The following is an 18,031-nucleotide window of genomic DNA, read 5'->3' as shown; positions in this document are numbered from 1 at the left end:
GCGCGGTCCGCAGCGAAGCGAGGAATAGGGTGGATCCCGGCTCAGGGCCGGGAACCCGGTGGTCGTTCAGCATCAACGCGGCCCCGGACTTGATCCGGGGTCCATAAGCACAAACCGCCCTACGCCTTACCCAATTTATCCCACACTGCAGCCATGGCGGTGATGACATCCTGGCCCAATTGCGCGGAGCGCTTGGGCGACCAGCCTTCAATCTCATCAGCGGTTTCGCGCGTGTCTTTGAAGGGCATTTCCAGTGTCATCGCGAGGCAATCAAAATATTGCGCCATCGCATTGGCCCCGACTTTCATATTGGCTTGGCCGGGCGCATCCACAGGATAACCTTCTTCGGTCTGGAACTCCGGCGTTGCCGCCTTGAAGGCGTCTTTAAAGCTTTCCAGCTGATCGGCCAGACGATTGGTCCAATCGGGAATGCCTTCCGCACCCGCAATGAAGTTATTGGGGATCACCTCATCGCCATGCATGTCCAGGCAGAAATCAGGACGGGTGTCCTTCATTTTTTGCAGGACGTGATACACCTCAGGGCTTTTGTCCAGGCTCGGCTCTTGCCACTCGCGATTAAGATCGGTACCCGCCGCATTGGTGCGCAAATGCCCGCGCCGTGATCCATCCGGGTTCATATTCGGCACGACATAAAAGACCGCCTCATCACGCAGGCGCATCGCCTCTTGATCTTCACTATAGAGCAAACGATCAAGAAAGCCTTCCATACACCACTGGGCCATGGTTTCACCGGGATGTTGGCGCGCGATGATCCAGCAGACTTTCTTGCCTGCACCTGGCTCACCAATGCGGATCAAGTCGATATTCTGCCCATCGAGCGTTTGGCCCAAAACGATCAGCTCGGCCAGAGGATGTTCCAGCGTTTTCGCGACCAAATCCGCATGGCGTTCCATCGAATAGGGCGCGAAATAGGCGTAATATACACTATCGCTTTCTGGCGTATGGCTGATCGTCAGAACGCCGTTGAGATAGCGGGTCGCCACCCTGAACCAATGCTGTCGGTCATAGGAGGCAACAGCGCGATAGCCTTCCCACCCGCCCGGATAGCCGGACTTGGCGGCATTGAGGATATTCATGGTGCAGGCTTCACCCTTGGCCCCGACCAAGCGATAGTAAAACCATTGAAAATAATGCGAATTATTATCCGGGCGGATTTCAAGCTGGATGTCAGACAGATGAGAATCGTTGAGGCAAACAATATTGCCACCATCAAAGGCACTTGAAATACGCATGGACAAATCCTCTTAGTCTTTTAACGCGTTACTGGCTTTCGAGCATGAAGCGCCCGGGCTCAAACACACTTTCCGCGCCCAAGCGAATCTCGCTCAAGGCACAGGGCGTGTGGGCCAATACCACTTCGCTATAGATGTAGGCTAAATCAATACGCGCTTGTGCATAATCCTCATCACTTTCAGCGCTCTCATCCTTCAACAGGCGTTGCGCCGCGACTGCACCAACGCACAATAACCAGCCGCCGGTGACTTCTGAAGCCAGCTTCAAGAACGGTGTCGCCCCGATCAGGCGATCGTCCTCGCTGGCGCTCAGCAACCATCGTGCGCCAGCGTTCAGGGTTTCTGCCGCAGGGCCTAAGCGATTGGCGAGATAATGAAGATCCTCATTAGACGAGGTCGCACAATCTTCCACCGTCTGCTGGATATCCTCGATCAATTCTTCAAAGGCGAGACCATTTTCCATGGAGAGCTTGCGCCCGACCAGGTCAATGGCCTGAATGGCATTGGTGCCTTCATAGATCGGGGCAATACGCGCATCGCGGTAATGCTGGGCCGCACCCGTCTCCTCGATATAACCCATCCCGCCATGAATTTGCAGGGCCAGCGAGCTGACCTCAACGCCAATATCGGTCGACCAGGCTTTCGCCAGCGGGGTCAACAACGCCTCGCGGCGCTTGGCCCAGGCGCGCTCTTCTTCATCGTCTTGGTGCTCGGCCATGTCGGCTTCAACGGCGGTATGGAAGCAGAGCGCGCGCGCCGCCTCGATCTTGGCCTTCATGATGGAAAGGCTTCTACGAATATCAGGATGATCAATAATCGCATGCGGGGCGTCCCCTTCGCCCACAATCGCGCGGCCCTGACGGCGTTCTTGCGCATAGGCCAGCGCGCGCTGATAGGCCCGCTCTGCAATGCCCACGCCTTGGACCCCGACATGTAGGCGCGCATCATTCATCATGGTGAACATGGCGCGCATGCCGCCCTGCTCCGGCCCGATCAACCAGCCTTTGGCCCCGGCATAGTCCATCGTGCAGGTGGGTGAACCATGAATACCCATCTTATGCTCCAGCCCGATGGCCTTCACAGCGTTACGCTCGCCCAGGCTCGCGTCAGCATTCACCAGGAATTTCGGCACGAGGAAGAGCGAAATGCCCTTGGTACCCGCCGGCGCATCCGGGGTGCGCGCCAAGACCAGATGGATAATGTTTTCCGCGCAATCATGCTCACCCCAGGTGATATAGATCTTTTGGCCCGTGATCGCCCAGCTGCCATCGGGATTAGGCTCCGCCTTGGTGCGCAGCGCGCCGACATCCGACCCGGCCTGAGGCTCCGTCAAATTCATCGTCGCACTCCAGGTGCCAGAGACGATATTCGGCAGATACATCGCCTGTTGTTCGGGTGTCCCGTGGGCAATCAGCGCATTGATCGCGCCCAGCGACAACATGGGCCCCAAGCCAAAGGCCATATTCGCGCTTTGCAACATTTCCATCAGCGCCGCACCCAGCGCGCGCGGAAGGCCCATACCGCCATGATCGGTGGGCGCGGAAATGCCCTGCCAACCGCCTTCGACGAAAGCGCTATAGGCGTCTCTGAATCCCGTCGGCGTGGTCACTTCGCCGTCTTTTAACGTACAGCCCTCGCGGTCACCGGCCCAATTGGTTGGTGCGATGACATCATTGGCCAGCTTTGCGGCTTCATCTAGTACCGCACGGGTCAGATCCTCGCTAAACTCGGGAAAGGCCCCGGTGGCTTTCAAACCATCAATCGCGGCAATCTCTTCCAGGCAAAAACGAATATCGCGGACCGGCGCACGATAACTCATGATGGGGTTCTCCTCGACCTTATAGAATGGGGGCGTCTATGGGGTGGCCCTGTTGGCTCAGGGCGCATCTAAGCCCAGACCATAGCGATATTTTTTCCCACCGGGAGCCCTGATTTAACCGTGAAGGTTATTTTTCTGGCTCAAAATGTGGAAACAGTGTCGTGACGCGCATGCACAAATCAACCAACCCTATGATAATTATGAAAAAACCTCACCTTTTACGAGACCTGCGGCATAAAGGGCGATCAAGGGCGTGTGAATGGCCTTTTATTGTTGGGGCCTTTATCCTAGATGGTTAAACAGGCAAGGAGGTCGCTATGTCTGCACCGTTTCAACGCTATTCCACAATCGCCATGGCCTTTCACTGGATCATTGCGATTTTGATCACCGCCATGGTGTTTTATGGCTGGTGGATGGAAGATATTCGCGATCAAGCCTTCGCCGGTGAAGTGCCCTTCACCACGGTGGAGGCCGTTTATAACTGGCACAAAACCACTGGCATCGCGATTTTACTGTTGTCTTTGGCGCGTTTGGGCTGGCGCTTGATGCATACCCCGCCGCCCCTGTCGCCGACTTTAAAACCCTATGAAAAGCTGGCCGCGCACGGCGTTCACTTCGCTTTCTATGGCGTGATGATCGGGGCCCCCATCATGGGGTGGATCACGGCCTCTGCCGGGCAATTCCCAACCAAGCTGTTCAATTCCGCTCTGACCCTACCGCGCCTGCCCGTGCCCCAGACTGAAGGCTTTGAAGAGCTTGCCGGATCGCTTCATGGCGCATCGGGCTGGGTCATTCTGATCTTGCTGGGCCTTCATGTGGGCGCAGCGCTGAAACACCAATTCCTGGATAAAGACGGCAATCTGGCGCGCATGATCCCCTTCGTGCCTGCACCAAAGACCCACGCCGCTGATGATGAAAGATAAAACTATGGCTTCACACTCAACGCTGTTAACCGCCCTTGCCTGGGCCTGCCTGTTGGCTCCGGCTAGCTTCGCCCAGGACTGGATCGTTGATAAAGACGCCTCACTCCTACGCCTAACGACCCATGTCTCGAGTGAAGAAGTGATAGGCCGGTTTAGCGAATTTGACGCCGCGATTACACTGAACCCTGATGATCTCAGCACCGCCCATATTGATGCGGTTGTTCAAACCGGCTCCGGTCATATTGCCAAGTCCGATTATCAAAGCGCAATGGTGGGCGGGGCGGGCCTTGATATCACCGCCCATCCCGAAGCCCGTTTTGTCTCTGAGCGCGTTGTCAAAACCGAGACGGGCTATGAAGCCCAAGGGATTTTGACCATTAAAGATCATAGCCAGCCCGCCATTTTGCCCTTCACCTTGGAAATTGAAGGCGATCGCGCCATTGCCAATGGTGAACTGGTCATCCAGCGCGCTGAATTTGGCGTAGGGGCTGCGGGTTGGGGCTCTGCCGCCGCGACAATTACGCTGAACATCCATATCGAGGCTGACCGCGCGCAATAGATACTCTTCTGCGTCGCGGCTAGGGTTCTGATGGACCCTTTCTGTCATGCCAGACTTGATCTGGCATCCATGCCGTGAACTTTATGATTATTCTGGTCGACCAGAACCAAGCTCAACCCGTCCGGCATGGACCCCAAATCAAGTTTGGGGTGACAGGATAATACATGGACCCCGGATCAAGTCCGGGGCCGCGCTTTCTTTAAAGTTCTTCGCGACGCTGCGGACGGGCACGTCTTTAATGCCCTATCGGCTTTGCCTACTTGAGGACGAGTGCCCTGCGGGCTGATCGCCCAGTTATCCCAATCCTCGCTGACGCTGCGGGCGCGCATTCGCGCTCGCAACCCCTTTGGGGTCGATGGGCCCCGGATCACGTCCAGGGCCGCGTTGCTGTAAACCTCGCAACCAGGTTCCCGGCCAAGCGGTAGCGCTCAAGTCGCCGATAGGCGGTAGCGCATTATCTAGTGAGATCCGGGATCTATAAACCTTGCCAGAAATCGTAATAGATCCCGGCTCAAGGCCGGGATGACACGCTTAGAGTTTTCGTCAGGGTCGACACGCTTAGCCGGGATGACACGTTGATATTTCCCTCCCCGCTAAGCCCCCTTGCCGCCATCGGGGCTTGCGCGTAAAAGCCTGGCCATGCACGCACCCCAGATGCCCTGCGCCATTCGGCCCCATAATGATGAAGACGCCCTGCGCCAAGCCGCTGATATTTTACAAGCGGGCGGGGTGGTGGGTGTGCCCACCGAAACCGTCTATGGCCTGGCCGGGCGCGCCGATCTGCCCGAAGGTGTGGCGCGGATCTATCAAACCAAAGGCCGGCCGCAATTCAATCCCCTCATCGCCCATGTTGATAGCTTGGAGCGCGCACGCGCCCTGATCGTGTTTTCCCCGATGATGGTGCGTCTGGCCGATGCCTTTTGGCCGGGGCCTTTGACCTTGGTTGGTCCTAAGCGCGATGACGCCCAGGTCTGTGATCTCGTCACGGCGGGCCTGGATACGCTGGCGGTGCGATGGCCGCGCTCCAGCGCGATTTGCGCCCTGGTCAAAGCGCTCGATTGCCCTTTAGCTGCGCCCAGTGCCAATCCGTCGGGCACGATCAGTCCGACAACGGCTCAACATGTCGGCGAAGGTTTTGGAGACGCTCTGGCGCTGGTCCTCGATGGTGGCACCTGCCCCGTGGGCCTGGAATCCACCATCCTGGCCGTTGAGGGCGATGAAGTCACACTTCTACGACCCGGCGGATTGGATCGCGCCCAGATCGAGGCGATCACCGGGCCGTTAAAAGCCGCCGGGGAAGGCGGGGCGCCGCGCGCGCCCGGCATGCTGAAAAGCCATTACGCGCCCAGCGTCGCCATGAGGCTGAACGCCCAGCATCCACGCCCCGGGGAGGCCTATCTGGCCTTCGGTCAAAGTCCGGACAATTTTACCGGTCCGATGATCAATCTCTCCCCCACCCAGAACCTGGTTGAGGCGGCGAGCACTTTGTTTGCATCTTTAAAAGCGCTGGACCGTCATGGCCTTACCATCAGCGTCGCCCCCATTCCATTTGACGGACTGGGCGAAGCGATCAATGATCGCCTGATCCGCGCCGCTGCACCCAAAGAGATCCTTTAGACCTTGTTCCTAGCGTTGGCGTGCTTAAGTGTAATTCTCAGCCGCTGTTTGGACGTATGCGTATGGATAATGGTCTTTATATCGCCGATTTCAAAACGCCTTTGGATCAAAGCTCCGGCGTGATTATGATCCAGGACGGCAAAGTCTATGGCGGCGATTCCGGGATGTATTATTTCGGCAGCGTTGAAGATAACGGCAAGAAAATCATCGCCCAGATCACGGTTAAGCAGCATAATCCGGTCAGCCAATCAGTGTTTGGCGATATCGAGGAATTTGATCTGACCCTGGAGGGTAAATCCGGCAGCGACCCGGTGATTTTCAATGGGCGGGCAACGCGTGCCCCATCTTTACGCTTTGAAGCAACTTTGACCAAAGCTGTCGATTAAAGACTGGATTTTTTTTGCGCGCGCGGCACACTGTGCTGCATGAGCACACACGACACCGCCCTGCCCGCTGGCCTTGCGCCCCTCCTCGACATCTTACCGCCTCAGGCCTGGAGCCGTGAGGGCGATGAGATCGCGCCCTTAAGCGCCGATTGGCGCGGGCGCTATCGTGGTCACAGCCCCATCCTGTTCAAGCCTTCAACGCTGGACGAAGTCAAAGCCATCGTCGCGGCCTGCCATCATCACAAGATCGCAATCACCCCGCAGGGCGGCAATACCGGCCTGGTGGGGGGCTCGACCCCGCAAGGCGAGGTCTTGTTAAGCCTGAAGCGTATGAACCAGATCCAGGCGGTGGATCCGATCAATGATTCGCTAACCTGCGAAGCCGGGGCAATTTTGGAGACGATCCAAAACCACGCCGCAAAGGCTCATCGCCTGTTCCCGCTCTCGCTCGGCTCACAAGGTTCAGCTATGATCGGCGGGCTGATCTCCACCAATGCCGGTGGGGTCCATGTGCTGCGCTATGGCATGATGCGCGATCTGGTTTTGGGCCTGCAAGCGGTACTGCCCGATGGCAGTGTGATTGATGACCTCTCTGGGCTGCGCAAAAACAATACCGGCTATGATTTGAAGCAATTGCTGATCGGGGCGGAGGGCACGCTGGGCGTGATCACGGCTGCGACTTTGAAGCTTTTTGCCCGTCCGGCCTCGCGCGCGGTCGCTTTGTTGGGCGTGGCCACGCCCCATAATGCGGTCGACCTTCTGGCGCGCATGAAAGAGCTGACCGGCGGCGGGGTTTGCGCTTTTGAGCTGATGCCCTGGCGCGCCTTGGAGCTGGTGACCCAGCATGTGCCCGGCACGCGCCTACCGTTTGAGAGCTCTCATCCCTGGTGCGTCCTGATGGAGGTGACCTCTGGTGAGGCGGAGCGCGCCGAGATTTTGATGCAAGCCGGTTTAGAAGACGGCTTTGAGCGCGGCTTGATCGAGGACGGCGTCATCGCCCAATCCCAAGCTCAAATGGCACAGTTCTGGGGCCTGCGCGAGAGCATTCCTGAAGGCGAGAAGGCCCATGGCAAGGCCGCCAAGCATGATATTTCAGTACCCGTCTCGCGTATGGCAGATTTCCTGACCCAAGTGACCCCCAAGGTCGAGGCCATGGTGCCCGGCGCACAAATCGTCGCCTTTGGCCATGTTGGCGATGGCAATGCGCATTATAATCTGACCCGCCAGGCCCCCGGCGCGGAAGAGGATTTTATCGAAGCGTGTAAAGACGCCACCGCCTTTATTTATGATCAGGTTGATCATTATGGCGGCTCCATCTCCGCTGAACATGGCATCGGGATTTTAAAGCGTCAGGAATTGGCCGATCGTTACCCCGAACGCGTGAGCGTCATGAAGGCCATCAAGGCCACGCTTGACCCCCATGGGATTATGAATCCGCGGATTTTGCTGTAGCTTAGCTCTTTTACGCACAGATCTCTGCGTCCAGGGCCGCTGTCCCCCTTGGACTTCGCGCCCTTCGACCGTATCTCCTTGAGCAAAGAAGGAGTATGCGATGCTGATTCTGTTATCCCCCGCCAAGGCCCTGAATTTCGAACCCCAGCGTGAAGAGCTGGCGACAACCCGGCCCGCCTTCATGGCGCGGACCGAAGCCTTGTCGAAGGTCACGGCAAACTTAAAGGCGCAAGATTTAAAAGACTTGATGGGGATTTCCGATGATCTCGCCACCTTGAATGTAGAGCGCTTCAAAGCCTTTCACCCCCAAGCCAATGAGGGCCTGAAGGCCGCCGCCCTCGCCTTCAATGGGGAAGTTTATCGCGGGCTGGAGGCCGAGACCTTAAGCGAAACCGATCTTCAGTGGGCGCAGGATCATCTGCGCATTCTTTCGGGATTTTATGGCGCGCTGCGGCCTTTGGATGCCATTCAGCCCTATCGTCTGGAAATGGGCACGCGCCTGAAAAATCCAAAGGGCAACACGCTTTATGACTTCTGGGGCGATGATATTCGCGCCCATCTGGATGAATTGGCCAAGGCCGATCCTCATCCCTTGATCGTCAATCTGGCCTCAAATGAATATGCCAAGGCCGCACGGCCCAAAGCCCTCAAAACTCCGGTCATCGCCTGCGACTTCAAAGAGGAAAAGAACGGGCAATTGCGCGCCCTTATGGTGTACGCCAAGAAAGCACGCGGGATGATGGCGCGCTGGATTATTGAGGAAAAGCCTGAAAGCTTAGAAGATCTTAAGGCATTTACCTCCGGCGGATATCGCTTCCAAGGTGAGGGGGCTAAACCCGGCACACTGTTGTTCACCCGTCCCCAACCGGAAAAAAAGACGTAAGCTATCTTCATCAAGCGTTGAAGTTAACTAAATCGGCGTTGGCAAGGGGGCAAGTCTTCGATAGGATCGCCCCACTTCGCACGTGCACAAAAACCAGCACGCTAGCGCCATAAAAACAGCGTAGGAGCCAGAGCATGCCAGGCCATAAGGTTTCAGGCCAGACCGCCTCAGGACTGAGCGTCGACCTTCGCGGTCAAACCGCCCTTATCACCGGATCCACCTCAGGCATTGGCGAGGCTCTGGCCAAGGGACTGGCGGCGAATGGGGCGAATATCATCCTCAATGGGTTAGGCGATCACGACGAGATCGAGGCGCTACGCGCCGATATCGCCAAAACCTATGGGGTTGAGGTGCGCTATCACTCGGCCAATATGCTCAAACCCGATGAGATTGAAGACCTGGTTGGCTATGCCAAGTCTGAATTTGGCCGTCTGGATATTCTTTTGAATAATGCGGGCATTCAGCACGTCGCCAAGATTGAGGATTTCCCAACCGAAAAATGGGATGCGATCATCGCGATCAATCTCACCTCAGCCTTCCACACCATTAAGCATGCCACGCCCATCATGAAGGCCCAGGGGCGCGGGCGCATTGTCAATCTCGCCTCTGCCCATGCCCTGGTCGCCTCCCCCTTTAAAGCGGCCTATGTTGCGGCCAAGCATGGCATTTTAGGGCTGACGAAAACTGTGGCCCTAGAGCTGGCTGAGCATGGCACCACCGTCAATGCGATCTGTCCGGGCTATGTGCGCACCCCCTTGGTGGACGCACAAATCGGGGATACCGCCAAAGCGCGTGGTATCAGTGAAGAGGCCGTCGTGCGCGATGTCATGCTGTCCGCCCAGCCGACCAAGAAATTCGTTGAATATGACCAGCTGGTCGGTGCCCTCCTTTATCTGGTTTCTGAAAGCGGGGCCTCGACCAATGGCACCCATCTCAGCGTCGATGGGGGCTGGGTCGCACAATAGGCCCGCATTAGGATAGGAGGCCCACCATGGCCCGCACACCCGCCAAGCCGATTTCCCTGGCCCTGCAAGGCGGAGGTGCCCATGGCGCATTCACCTGGGGCGTTTTGGACGCGATTCTAGACGATGGCCGCCTGGATCCGCGCGCCATCACCGCAACCAGTGCCGGGGCGATGAATGCGGTGGCCTTTGCCCAAGGGCGCTATGAGGGCGGAATTGAGGGCGCGCGCGCCGCCCTGGAACGCTTCTGGAAAGCGGTTTCGCGCGCAGGAGCGCCCTTTCGCCCCTTAATTCGACCAACGCAAGGCTTTACCTGGTTTCCCTGGCTTGATGCCTTGGCGCGCCTGACCAGCCCCTATGACGTCAACCCTTATGACATCAATCCTTTGCGAGAGATTCTAAGCGATCAAATTGATTTTGACGCCGTGCATGCTTGTCGCGAGACCCAGCTTTTCATCACCGCAACCGGGGTCGAAGATGGTCGCGCGCGGGTTTTTCAGGGCCGCGAGGTCACCCGTGATGCGGTCCTCGCTTCGGCGTGCCTGCCCTTCCTCTCCCAAGCGGTTAAGATTGATCAGCGCCCCTATTGGGATGGCGGCTTCACGGGCAATCCCACGCTCTGGCCGCTTTTTTATGCCGACACTCCCGCCGATCTGGTGATCGTGCATATCAATCCCTTAGAGCGCCCCGGCACACCCAAAACGCCTGAAGACATTATGAACCGGGTCCATGAGATCACGTTCAACGCCTCGCTGCTGGCTGAACTGCGCGCGATTGCCTTCGTCAAAGACCTGATCCGCAATGATCTGTTGAAAGACCCCAAGAAAGCCCGCCTGCGCGATATGCTCGTCCACTCCATCAAGGCGGATGATGAGATGCGCGATTACCCGGCGGCCAGTAAGTATAATACCGAATGGCACTTCTTGATTGAACTGCGCGATCTGGGGCGCAAGGCTGCGTTTAACTGGTTGAACAATTGCGCAGATCAGATCGGACAGACCTCAACCATTGATCTTAATACGGATTTTTTAATGGCTGAGGCAGCAGAGTAAATTCATTCACTGTATAAGACTTTTTAAAACATCTCAGCTAAGCTCTCCCGAACAGGAGTGGCCATGAGTCTTATCACGAATTTTCGGCGCTATTATTTTATCCGGTATGGCGTTGTGCTGGCCTTATTAGGCCTGTTCACAGTGTATGGCCTTTATACGATTAACCATCGTATTGAATTGGATCGCCAGACAGAAACCTTTCAAATTCAAATCTCTCGTCAGATATGGATCGCCCAGCAAATTGCCTTAACGGTGCAATCCTTCCATCATTTCAATCCGCGCTTGGCCCAAACGGAGCGCAGCAAACTCAACGCGCTCATCACCGAATTTGAAAGCAATGAAGCCCTTCTAGAACGTCGGATTGATGCCTCTAAATTCTCAGATGCGGATAAGGCTGTGCTACGCGATGTGGTTTATAGTGGCGATCAAAGCCTCTCTGCGGTCAGTCAGGAATTTATTGATCTGACCAATGCACTAATCTTAGGCGGCAGCGAGCATCATGACCACAGCCTACCCTCTCGGCTCTATAATATAGTCGAAGGCCCATTAAAAACTGACCTTGATACCTTTGCGCGCATTGTGGAAAGCCATGAATCTGACTTGGCTGAACACCAACGCAGCTTTTTTCTGATCTGCGTCAGCGTGCTGGCGCTGCTGCTGCTGCTGGAGAGCCTTGTCTGTACGCGGCCCATATTAAGACAAGTCAATGCCGCCCAACGCCAAATGGAGCGGGTCAACTCATCTCAATCCGATGCCGAAACGCGTCTTAAAGACTCACAAAATGCGCATAAACAATTGCTCCATCAAATCGGCAAATCCTTGCGCGTACCCCTTGCGGCATTGAATGGCCATTTAGAACTCGCCACGCAAGACGCCAACCCCCATCAGCGCGAGCACCATATCAAGGCGGGGCGTGATGCCTTGGGTAGGCTCAATCAAGCCATCGACCATATGCTCAATCAATGCACGGTCGAGGGCACAGATATTACATCCTCAGAGCTTGAAACCCTTGATCTCATTGCTCTCCTACAGGGGATGGGAAAATTATACGCCCAAGATGATCCCCCGACCATCCATGCCCTGATCGATGATCGTAATCTGACAACCCTGCCCCTTCGCATGTTGGGCCAGCCCATCCGCAAAATCATCGCCATGGCCATGCGCCAGGCCGCTGAAGTCAACATGACCAGCGACATTATGATTGATGGGCGTAGCCAAGCCCCCGGCGTTATGACTTTAAGCCTCTCCATGCCCGCGGGACGGTTGGATGGTGCCAACACCTTAACCCATGCCATTGAACCACTGAGCCAGCGTATAAATGGGCGCTTTGCCTTTGAACCCGAAGGGGCCTTTACCCGGCTTCGCCTGACGTTTAGCGCACTGACTACGAATTGGCTCGACTTGGCTCTGGGTGAAGACTTGAAAGTCTTGGTGGCCGAAGAAGATCATGATCACGCGCAAATCCTCTCAGAGCTCTTAGAGGCCAAGAATGTCATGGTATTCTACGCCAGCGATGTTGGCATGGCCCTGGAAGAAACTGATATGAACTTGCCCGACATTGCCATAGTCGATGCCGACCTTCCTGAGGGTGGGCTAGCCAATTATATCATCGCGCTGAAACGGCGCGGGGCGCGGGTGCCTAAAATCGTGGCCATGGCCACAGACCGTAGCGCCTCTGTGCGCCGGTCTTTATTTGAAGCGGGCGCTGACAGTGTCATTACCAAACCCGTGGTCATTGAGCGCCTGATGGGCATTCTGGCAGGCTATGCCCATGACCCCAAAGGGGCAGCGGCCCCCAATATCATTGAATCTCCCAACGCTAAAGATCGAGGTTCAAAGTCGGCATAATCAAAGCCCGCTCCACGATCAGATCGGGGCCTTGCGCGCGTCGATCATTGACGGCGTTTGAAACCGGATGAAAGCGAAAATCCCCCGCTTGGGGCAGGCTTAACGCGCCACTGCGATCTTCGCGCGCATCAAGCCAGGTTGAATACTGCTCGGGCAAAACACAGACCGGCGCACGGGTGTGAAGCGCGCTCATATCATCGAGCGCGGACGTGGTGAGAATCGCAAAGCTATCAATCGCCTGATCCTTACCCTGCCAGCGCTCCCAAATCCCGGCGAAGACCAAAGGCTGCGCATCAGTGCGGGTGATAAAATAGGGCTGCGGGCCAAGGAGCGTTTTTTGCCATTCATAAAAACCTTGAGCGGGTATCAAAGCGGGACGGCGTGTAAAGGCCTCGCGAAAACTGGGCTTTGCCTCCACCGTTTCCAGGCGCGCATTGATCAAAGGCGAAGCGCTTAGCGCCTCTTGACCGGCCCAATGGGGGATCAACCCCCAGCGCACAAAGCTAAGCCGGGCTGCGCCATCCGCGCCGCGACGAATAAGAGGCAGATTTTGCGTAGGCGCACAATTATAGGATCCCGCCCAGGTCTCAGGGATCAAGCCACTGAGATTGGCCGAAAATTGAGCCAAGATTTCTTCAACCGTGTAGGTTATGACATAGCGCCCGCACATCCTTTTTCCATAAATGAGGTTTCCTATGTCCGCCAGCCCCATTCCTGCCGTCGGTGTCGTGGTTTGGCGCGAGGATGAAGTCCTTCTGATCCAGCGCGGGCGCGAACCGATGAAGGGGCAATGGTCAATTCCTGGCGGCAAGGTCGAATGGGGCGAAGGCCTGAAAGAGGCGGCCGCGCGCGAATTGATGGAAGAAACCGGCGTCACAGCCGATCTCATCACGCTCATTGATGTCATCCCCGCCATTGGCGCAGACTACCATTATATTCTGATTGATTATGTCGCGATCTGGCGCGCAGGCGAGCCCCAAGCGGGTGATGATGCGATGGCAGCGCAGTTTGTGGATCTAGAGACGGCACGTGCGCGTTTAGCCTGGGATGAAACGCGTAAAGTGATTGAACGCTCTTACGCGATTTATTTGGCCCACCGCGAAGCCTTGATCTTGCCGCAGTCTTGAGCGACATACATGACCATGATCCAACGTATATTAGTGCTGCCGCTTATCCTTTTGGCCCTGACCAGTGTTTCGGCCCCGGCCTTGTCACAAAGCAAGGACAGCTATCCGGTCGCTGAACTGGCGCGGATTATGGGCGAGCTGCATTACCTCTCCTATCGCTGCCGCGGGGAAGAGGCCCAGCATTGGCGCCGCGAAATGCTCAACCTGTTGGACTTAGAAGCCCCAACCCGCGGGCCCGTGCGTACGCGTTTGATTGATGCCTTTAATGCCGGCTATGGCCTGCATGATCGCAACCGCACCCGGTGTGGAGCCCAAGGCGAGATGTTAGAGCGCCAATTGGCAAGCGAGGGTCAGGTCCTCGCGCGCCAATTAACCCATACCTATATCGATTAGGCCCAAAGCCTTTGATCATTGGATTTAGGGCGATTGAGCTGAACGCTGATCCCGCGCGCGCGTAGACGCCGGGCCCGTTCCAAAATCGCATCCGAGGTCATCGCCGAATACCCCTGAAGGCGCAGCTCTGGACTAGTGTCATCATCGGGATCGGCCAACGCCACATCCCAGTCTTCAAAGGCGCGCTCGCGAATTTCCTCAAACGAAATCAGATGCACCCCGTCCTGGCGTGGATCATTAAACATTCGCTTGAACACGCAGAAAACTTCTTCACGCTCGCCTTCAATGACATGAATAAAACGATCATCGTCCAAGGCCAAAACGCCGGTCAGGCCATGTTGACTATGCTGAGGCAATCCTGCGCGCAGGATTTGCGCCAAAGTGTTTTTCAGTGCGCCATCGCTGGTTTTAACCACTGGACGACTATAATAGATCAGTCGTGTTAAAAACATAGTTCCCTCCCTCATGAAGGGCCCGCACAGCGCCCCCTAATTCGCTGATCATGCCCGAGCGGTCAGGATGAGATAGAAGGAGTTAACCAAGCCTCACCAAATGTATAAATCATACAATTATTCTTGAAAAAACTGACACTTCACACGCCTTGGTCGTAAATTTCAGAGCTTTTCAAAATAACTCTACTTTACATTGTCGCCTTGAAAGTCACGGTAATAAAGCTCGCCCCCCTGGCGCGCGACTTGTTCATCATACTGGGCCTTGGACACTTCCAAGGCGGAGTGATGGAGGAACCAGATCCCGGCATCACTTTTGACCGGTGTATTGACCGAACGCCAATAATGATAGCCATCCTTGCGCTCTGCCATCCAAAGCAGTTCACAACACGCGATCCGGCCATCGAAAATGCCGTCTTCGATCATGCGTGCGACATTGGCGCGAAGCTCCGGCACGAAGCGCTCATCCAAAACGCCGCCCGGATAAACCTCGCTCATCGGATAGCCCATATCGCGATAGCCTTGGCTGACCGCGATGAAGCGAATGGAGGTCCCGGCTTGCTCAAACAGGCTGCACAGATGGGGGGAGTTATTGACCGCAGACTTGAAGTGATCAAAGAGCGGACGATTGTCAGGCTGATCCAACAGCTGTCGCAAAGTCTCCGCAACCGCGCCGACAGGGCGCGCCCCGCCGCCTTCCAGCTTAGAGACATAAGCTTGACTTACGCCGAGTTTTTCCGCCAGCGCTTCCTGTTTGATTTGGGTGCGCGCGCGAAACGCGCGAATTTCTTGTGCCCAGCTCATTGCACCAAGACCCCGCCTATCGAAACCCTCAAAAGCTTTTTATACAGTATGCAAACGAAAAGGGCGAGCACCAGGAACGGTTCGCTCGCCCTTTGTACACACATATGCCCCGCTTAAGAAGCGTTTAAGGTCTCCATAAAGCGTGTCGGCTCACCCAAGGCGGGCTTCACCAGCTCATCATCGCGCATCACGATATTGCCGCGCACGATCGTGGCTTTCGCCCAGCCAGTGACCTGATCACCGGTAAAGGGCGACCAGCCACATTTCGAGGCCAGCCAGCCTTCTTCAATGGTGCGCTGCGCTTTGAGATCAATAACGGTGAGATCTGCATCAAAGCCTTTGGCGATCCGGCCCTTACCCGCCATGCCAAAGATGCGGCCTGGACCATGGCTGGTCAGATCGACAAAACGCTCTAGGCTCAACCGGCCTTGATTGACGTGATTAAGCATCAAAGGCACCAAAGTCTGCACCCCTGGCATGCCCGATGGGCTTTGCGGATAGGGCTTGGACTTTTCTTCAATGGTATGGGGCGCATGGTCAGAGCCCAGCACATCGACAATGCCTTGGGCGATCCCCTGCCACAGCCCTGCGCGGTGGCGCGCATCGCGGATCGGCGGGTTCATCTGGGCATAGGCCCCGATGCGTTCATAAATCTCCGGGCCCTCTAAGGTCAGGTGCTGAGGGGTCGCTTCGACACTGGCGACATCTTTATGATGGGCCAGGATCTCCATCTCTTCGGCCGTGGAGATGTGCAGCACATGGATGCGCTTTCCCGCCGCCTTGGCCAAGCGAATGAGGCGCTGGGTGGAGAGGATGGCCGCTTCGGCGTCGCGCACCTCGGGGTGGCTGGTCCAATCACCTTCACGCGCCAGCTTGCGTCGATCTGCCAGGCGGAACTCATCTTCAGAGTGGAAAGCGGCCCGGCGATTGATCGCGGCCAGAACCCGGCCCACGCTTTCATCATCATCGACCAGTAAAGAGCCCGTGGAGGCCCCCATAAACACCTTCACCCCACAGCACCCGATCTGGCGTTCCATCTCGGCGAGGACATCAATATTTTCCTTGGTCGCCCCGGCATAGAAGGCAAAATCGCAATGCATGCGATGACGTCCACGCTTGACCTTATCTTCCATCAGATCGGGTGTGGTGGTGGAGGGATTGGTGTTGGGCATTTCAAACACACACGTCACCCCGCCCATGACGGCGGCGCGGGAGCCACTTTCCAGATCCTCTTTCCATTCCAGACCCGGTTCACGGAAATGCACCTGGCTGTCGATCACACCCGGCAGGATGTGCAGCCCGCGCGCATCAAACACCTCGCCCGCGCTGGCCGTTGATAAATCGCCCAGAGCGGCAAATTTGCCGTCCTTGATGGCGATATCGCCTTCGCCGCGACCATCATGATTGACGATGGTCCCGCCTTTAAGGATCAGATCATAGGTCTCGCTCATATGCTGGGTGCCTTTTCGATCAGGGTTTGTGCCGCCTGATGAACCTGGGCGACACTTAAATCGCCCATCAAGCTGGCTTCAGAAAAACGTAGCGTCTTGCGGTCCTCTTCATCGGCGCTGCCCCCCGCGCGCACGATTGCCGTCTTCGCCCCCCAGGGGCCATAAAGACGCTCATCGGTTGGACCAAACAGCCCCAGCGTGGGTATGCCCGCCGCTGCGGCAAGGTGCATCAAGCCAGAATCATTGCCGACAAACAAGTGGGCATGCGCCAGACAGGCCGCAGTTTCCAATATCCCCAGCTTTCCGGTCAGGTTGACGACCTGGCTAGGCTCTAATCCGCGCACCGCCAACTCTGCGGCGGCTTCATCGCCCGGCCCACCCAATACCACGACCTTGGCGTTTTTGAGCGCGCCGTCATGGGTCAGGCTTTGGGCCAATTGCGAAAAGCGATGCTGGGGCCATTCTTTAAACGGGGCCGAAGCCGCCGGGGAAATCGCCAGAACAGGCCCATCTTTGGGCATCACCAGATCGGCGGTTTCCTTGGCCCGCTCATCCAGCCACAATAAAGGCGCAGCGGGCGAAGTGAGTTTCAAAACCCGGCTCGCCTCAATCACTTTATGGGCCGGGGTGCCATCCTCTAATAAAGCGCTTGCCGCTTTACGCTTCACCACGCGCGACTTGGCGCGCAAGAACCAGCTGGTGCCCGAACCGCGCAAATCAATGACCAAATCCCAGGCACTGCCAACCGTTTCGCGCCACAGATTGATCCAATGGCCCCCACCCTTGCGCTTGGCCATCACAATGACCCGCTCCAAGCCCGGTGCCCCGCGAAACAGCGGCGCAGCCAAAGGCCCACAGCCCACGGTGATCGCGCAATCTGGATAGTGATCGACCAGATATTGATAAAGCCCGCTGGATAAAACAGCATCGCCAATACGTGTCGAGGTGATAAATAAGATCTTCGTCATGAAAACGGGGATTAGCCCAAAGCCCATAAAGATGCCAGCGATGATGGGCGTAGAATGGCCATCCATCATGCTAGGGCCTTGATTT

The 18,031-nt window shown here is 56.5% G+C and carries 18 protein-coding genes; 11 read left to right on the top strand and 7 right to left on the bottom strand.

What is annotated here, in order from left to right:
* Nucleotides 1-119 precede the first annotated feature (119 nt).
* Together H151_RS0108815 and H151_RS0108810 are read right to left on the bottom strand one after the other, a co-directional pair.
* Complete coding sequence (locus tag H151_RS0108815; RefSeq protein ID WP_019961297.1) at nt 120-1,253, bottom strand: M14 family metallopeptidase; 1,134 nt, start codon at nt 1,251-1,253, stop codon at nt 120-122.
* A gap of 28 nt (nt 1,254-1,281) precedes the next feature.
* Nucleotides 1,282-3,072, bottom strand: coding sequence for an acyl-CoA dehydrogenase (locus H151_RS0108810; protein ID WP_019961296.1), 1,791 nt, complete (start codon nt 3,070-3,072; stop codon nt 1,282-1,284).
* A gap of 317 nt (nt 3,073-3,389) precedes the next feature.
* On the opposite strand from H151_RS0108810, the gene H151_RS0108805 reads away from it, so the two are divergent.
* The 9 genes from H151_RS0108805 to H151_RS0108765 all read left to right on the top strand — a co-directional run bounded on the left by H151_RS0108805 (nt 3,390) and on the right by H151_RS0108765 (nt 12,754).
* Nucleotides 3,390-3,995, top strand: a complete 606-nt coding sequence (locus tag H151_RS0108805; RefSeq protein WP_019961295.1) for a cytochrome b — start codon at nt 3,390-3,392, stop codon at nt 3,993-3,995.
* A gap of 4 nt (nt 3,996-3,999) precedes the next feature.
* Nucleotides 4,000-4,554 (top strand): YceI family protein, encoded by a 555-nt coding sequence (locus H151_RS17050; protein WP_019961294.1) that lies wholly within the window; start codon nt 4,000-4,002, stop codon nt 4,552-4,554.
* Between the two features lie 639 nt (nt 4,555-5,193).
* Nucleotides 5,194-6,171: an L-threonylcarbamoyladenylate synthase gene (locus H151_RS0108795; protein ID WP_019961293.1), complete on the top strand. Its 978-nt coding sequence runs from the start codon at nt 5,194-5,196 to the stop codon at nt 6,169-6,171.
* Between the two features lie 62 nt (nt 6,172-6,233).
* Nucleotides 6,234-6,557: a GrlR family regulatory protein gene (locus H151_RS0108790; protein ID WP_019961292.1), complete on the top strand. Its 324-nt coding sequence runs from the start codon at nt 6,234-6,236 to the stop codon at nt 6,555-6,557.
* Nucleotides 6,558-6,596: 39 nt separating this feature from the next.
* Nucleotides 6,597-8,009 carry an FAD-binding oxidoreductase gene (locus H151_RS0108785; RefSeq protein ID WP_019961291.1) on the top strand — a complete coding sequence of 471 codons (1,413 nt, stop codon included), beginning with the start codon at nt 6,597-6,599 and terminating at the stop codon, nt 8,007-8,009.
* Between the two features lie 100 nt (nt 8,010-8,109).
* Nucleotides 8,110-8,892 (top strand): peroxide stress protein YaaA, encoded by a 783-nt coding sequence (gene yaaA, locus H151_RS0108780; protein ID WP_019961290.1) that lies wholly within the window; start codon nt 8,110-8,112, stop codon nt 8,890-8,892.
* 134 nt (nt 8,893-9,026) lie between these two features.
* Nucleotides 9,027-9,857, top strand: coding sequence for a 3-hydroxybutyrate dehydrogenase (locus tag H151_RS0108775; RefSeq protein WP_019961289.1), 831 nt, complete (start codon nt 9,027-9,029; stop codon nt 9,855-9,857).
* A gap of 26 nt (nt 9,858-9,883) precedes the next feature.
* Nucleotides 9,884-10,906, top strand: a complete 1,023-nt coding sequence (locus H151_RS0108770) for a patatin-like phospholipase family protein (RefSeq protein ID WP_019961288.1) — start codon at nt 9,884-9,886, stop codon at nt 10,904-10,906.
* A gap of 63 nt (nt 10,907-10,969) precedes the next feature.
* Nucleotides 10,970-12,754, top strand: coding sequence for an ATP-binding response regulator (locus H151_RS0108765; protein ID WP_019961287.1), 1,785 nt, complete (start codon nt 10,970-10,972; stop codon nt 12,752-12,754).
* Here the strand turns inward: H151_RS0108765 and H151_RS0108760 are convergent.
* A complete protein-coding gene (locus H151_RS0108760) occupies nt 12,726-13,424 on the bottom strand; it encodes an SOS response-associated peptidase (protein ID WP_019961286.1) in 699 nt (232 codons plus the stop codon). The genes H151_RS0108765 and H151_RS0108760 overlap by 29 nt on opposite strands.
* 25 nt (nt 13,425-13,449) lie before the next feature.
* Between H151_RS0108760 and H151_RS0108755 the strand changes: the two genes are divergently transcribed.
* On the top strand, nt 13,450-13,881 hold the full coding sequence (locus H151_RS0108755; protein WP_019961285.1) for an NUDIX hydrolase: 432 nt from the start codon (nt 13,450-13,452) through the stop codon (nt 13,879-13,881).
* A 9-nt stretch (nt 13,882-13,890) separates the two neighbouring features.
* The gene (locus H151_RS0108750; protein WP_019961284.1) at nt 13,891-14,274 is read left to right on the top strand and encodes a TIGR02301 family protein; all 384 of its coding nucleotides are present in this window, start codon (nt 13,891-13,893) and stop codon (nt 14,272-14,274) included.
* Here H151_RS0108750 and H151_RS17045 read toward each other — a convergent pair.
* The 4 genes from H151_RS17045 to H151_RS0108730 all read right to left on the bottom strand — a co-directional run bounded on the left by H151_RS17045 (nt 14,271) and on the right by H151_RS0108730 (nt 17,946).
* On the bottom strand, nt 14,271-14,726 hold the full coding sequence (locus H151_RS17045) for a BLUF domain-containing protein (RefSeq protein ID WP_019961283.1): 456 nt from the start codon (nt 14,724-14,726) through the stop codon (nt 14,271-14,273). The two genes, H151_RS0108750 and H151_RS17045, sit on opposite strands and share 4 nt — an antisense overlap.
* Before the next feature lie 183 nt (nt 14,727-14,909).
* On the bottom strand, nt 14,910-15,527 hold the full coding sequence (locus H151_RS15990; RefSeq protein WP_019961282.1) for a helix-turn-helix domain-containing protein: 618 nt from the start codon (nt 15,525-15,527) through the stop codon (nt 14,910-14,912).
* A gap of 113 nt (nt 15,528-15,640) precedes the next feature.
* On the bottom strand, nt 15,641-16,978 hold the full coding sequence (locus H151_RS0108735) for a dihydroorotase (protein ID WP_019961281.1): 1,338 nt from the start codon (nt 16,976-16,978) through the stop codon (nt 15,641-15,643).
* Nucleotides 16,975-17,946, bottom strand: a complete 972-nt coding sequence (locus tag H151_RS0108730) for a glycosyltransferase family 9 protein (RefSeq protein WP_026353928.1) — start codon at nt 17,944-17,946, stop codon at nt 16,975-16,977. The genes H151_RS0108735 and H151_RS0108730 overlap by 4 nt, the downstream gene beginning before the upstream one ends.
* Between the last annotated feature and the right edge of the window lie 85 nt (nt 17,947-18,031).

Source organism: Woodsholea maritima DSM 17123, assembly GCF_000382325.1.
GTDB lineage: Bacteria > Pseudomonadota > Alphaproteobacteria > Caulobacterales > Maricaulaceae > Woodsholea > Woodsholea maritima.
The sequence above is the reverse complement of the archived record's forward strand: the minus strand, read 5'-3'. Positions and strand labels throughout refer to the sequence as shown.

Excerpts from the sequence above, each read along its gene's own strand:
- H151_RS0108735 (WP_019961281.1), bottom strand. The coding sequence starts at position 16,978 with ATGAGCGAGACCTATGATCTGATCCTTAAAGGCGGGACCATCGTCAAT.
- H151_RS15990 (WP_019961282.1), bottom strand. The coding sequence starts at position 15,527 with ATGAGCTGGGCACAAGAAATTCGCGCGTTTCGCGCGCGCACCCAAATC.
- H151_RS0108755 (WP_019961285.1), top strand. The coding sequence starts at position 13,450 with ATGTCCGCCAGCCCCATTCCTGCCGTCGGTGTCGTGGTTTGGCGCGAG.
- H151_RS0108790 (WP_019961292.1), top strand. The coding sequence starts at position 6,234 with ATGGATAATGGTCTTTATATCGCCGATTTCAAAACGCCTTTGGATCAA.
- H151_RS0108770 (WP_019961288.1), top strand. The coding sequence starts at position 9,884 with ATGGCCCGCACACCCGCCAAGCCGATTTCCCTGGCCCTGCAAGGCGGA.
- yaaA (WP_019961290.1), top strand. The coding sequence starts at position 8,110 with ATGCTGATTCTGTTATCCCCCGCCAAGGCCCTGAATTTCGAACCCCAG.
- H151_RS0108760 (WP_019961286.1), bottom strand. The coding sequence starts at position 13,424 with ATGTGCGGGCGCTATGTCATAACCTACACGGTTGAAGAAATCTTGGCT.
- H151_RS17050 (WP_019961294.1), top strand. The coding sequence starts at position 4,000 with ATGGCTTCACACTCAACGCTGTTAACCGCCCTTGCCTGGGCCTGCCTG.
- H151_RS0108765 (WP_019961287.1), top strand. The coding sequence starts at position 10,970 with ATGAGTCTTATCACGAATTTTCGGCGCTATTATTTTATCCGGTATGGC.
- H151_RS0108750 (WP_019961284.1), top strand. The coding sequence starts at position 13,891 with ATGACCATGATCCAACGTATATTAGTGCTGCCGCTTATCCTTTTGGCC.
- H151_RS17045 (WP_019961283.1), bottom strand. The coding sequence starts at position 14,726 with ATGTTTTTAACACGACTGATCTATTATAGTCGTCCAGTGGTTAAAACC.
- H151_RS0108815 (WP_019961297.1), bottom strand. The coding sequence starts at position 1,253 with ATGCGTATTTCAAGTGCCTTTGATGGTGGCAATATTGTTTGCCTCAAC.
- H151_RS0108785 (WP_019961291.1), top strand. The coding sequence starts at position 6,597 with ATGAGCACACACGACACCGCCCTGCCCGCTGGCCTTGCGCCCCTCCTC.
- H151_RS0108795 (WP_019961293.1), top strand. The coding sequence starts at position 5,194 with ATGCACGCACCCCAGATGCCCTGCGCCATTCGGCCCCATAATGATGAA.
- H151_RS0108775 (WP_019961289.1), top strand. The coding sequence starts at position 9,027 with ATGCCAGGCCATAAGGTTTCAGGCCAGACCGCCTCAGGACTGAGCGTC.
- H151_RS0108730 (WP_026353928.1), bottom strand. The coding sequence starts at position 17,946 with ATGACGAAGATCTTATTTATCACCTCGACACGTATTGGCGATGCTGTT.
- H151_RS0108810 (WP_019961296.1), bottom strand. The coding sequence starts at position 3,072 with ATGAGTTATCGTGCGCCGGTCCGCGATATTCGTTTTTGCCTGGAAGAG.
- H151_RS0108805 (WP_019961295.1), top strand. The coding sequence starts at position 3,390 with ATGTCTGCACCGTTTCAACGCTATTCCACAATCGCCATGGCCTTTCAC.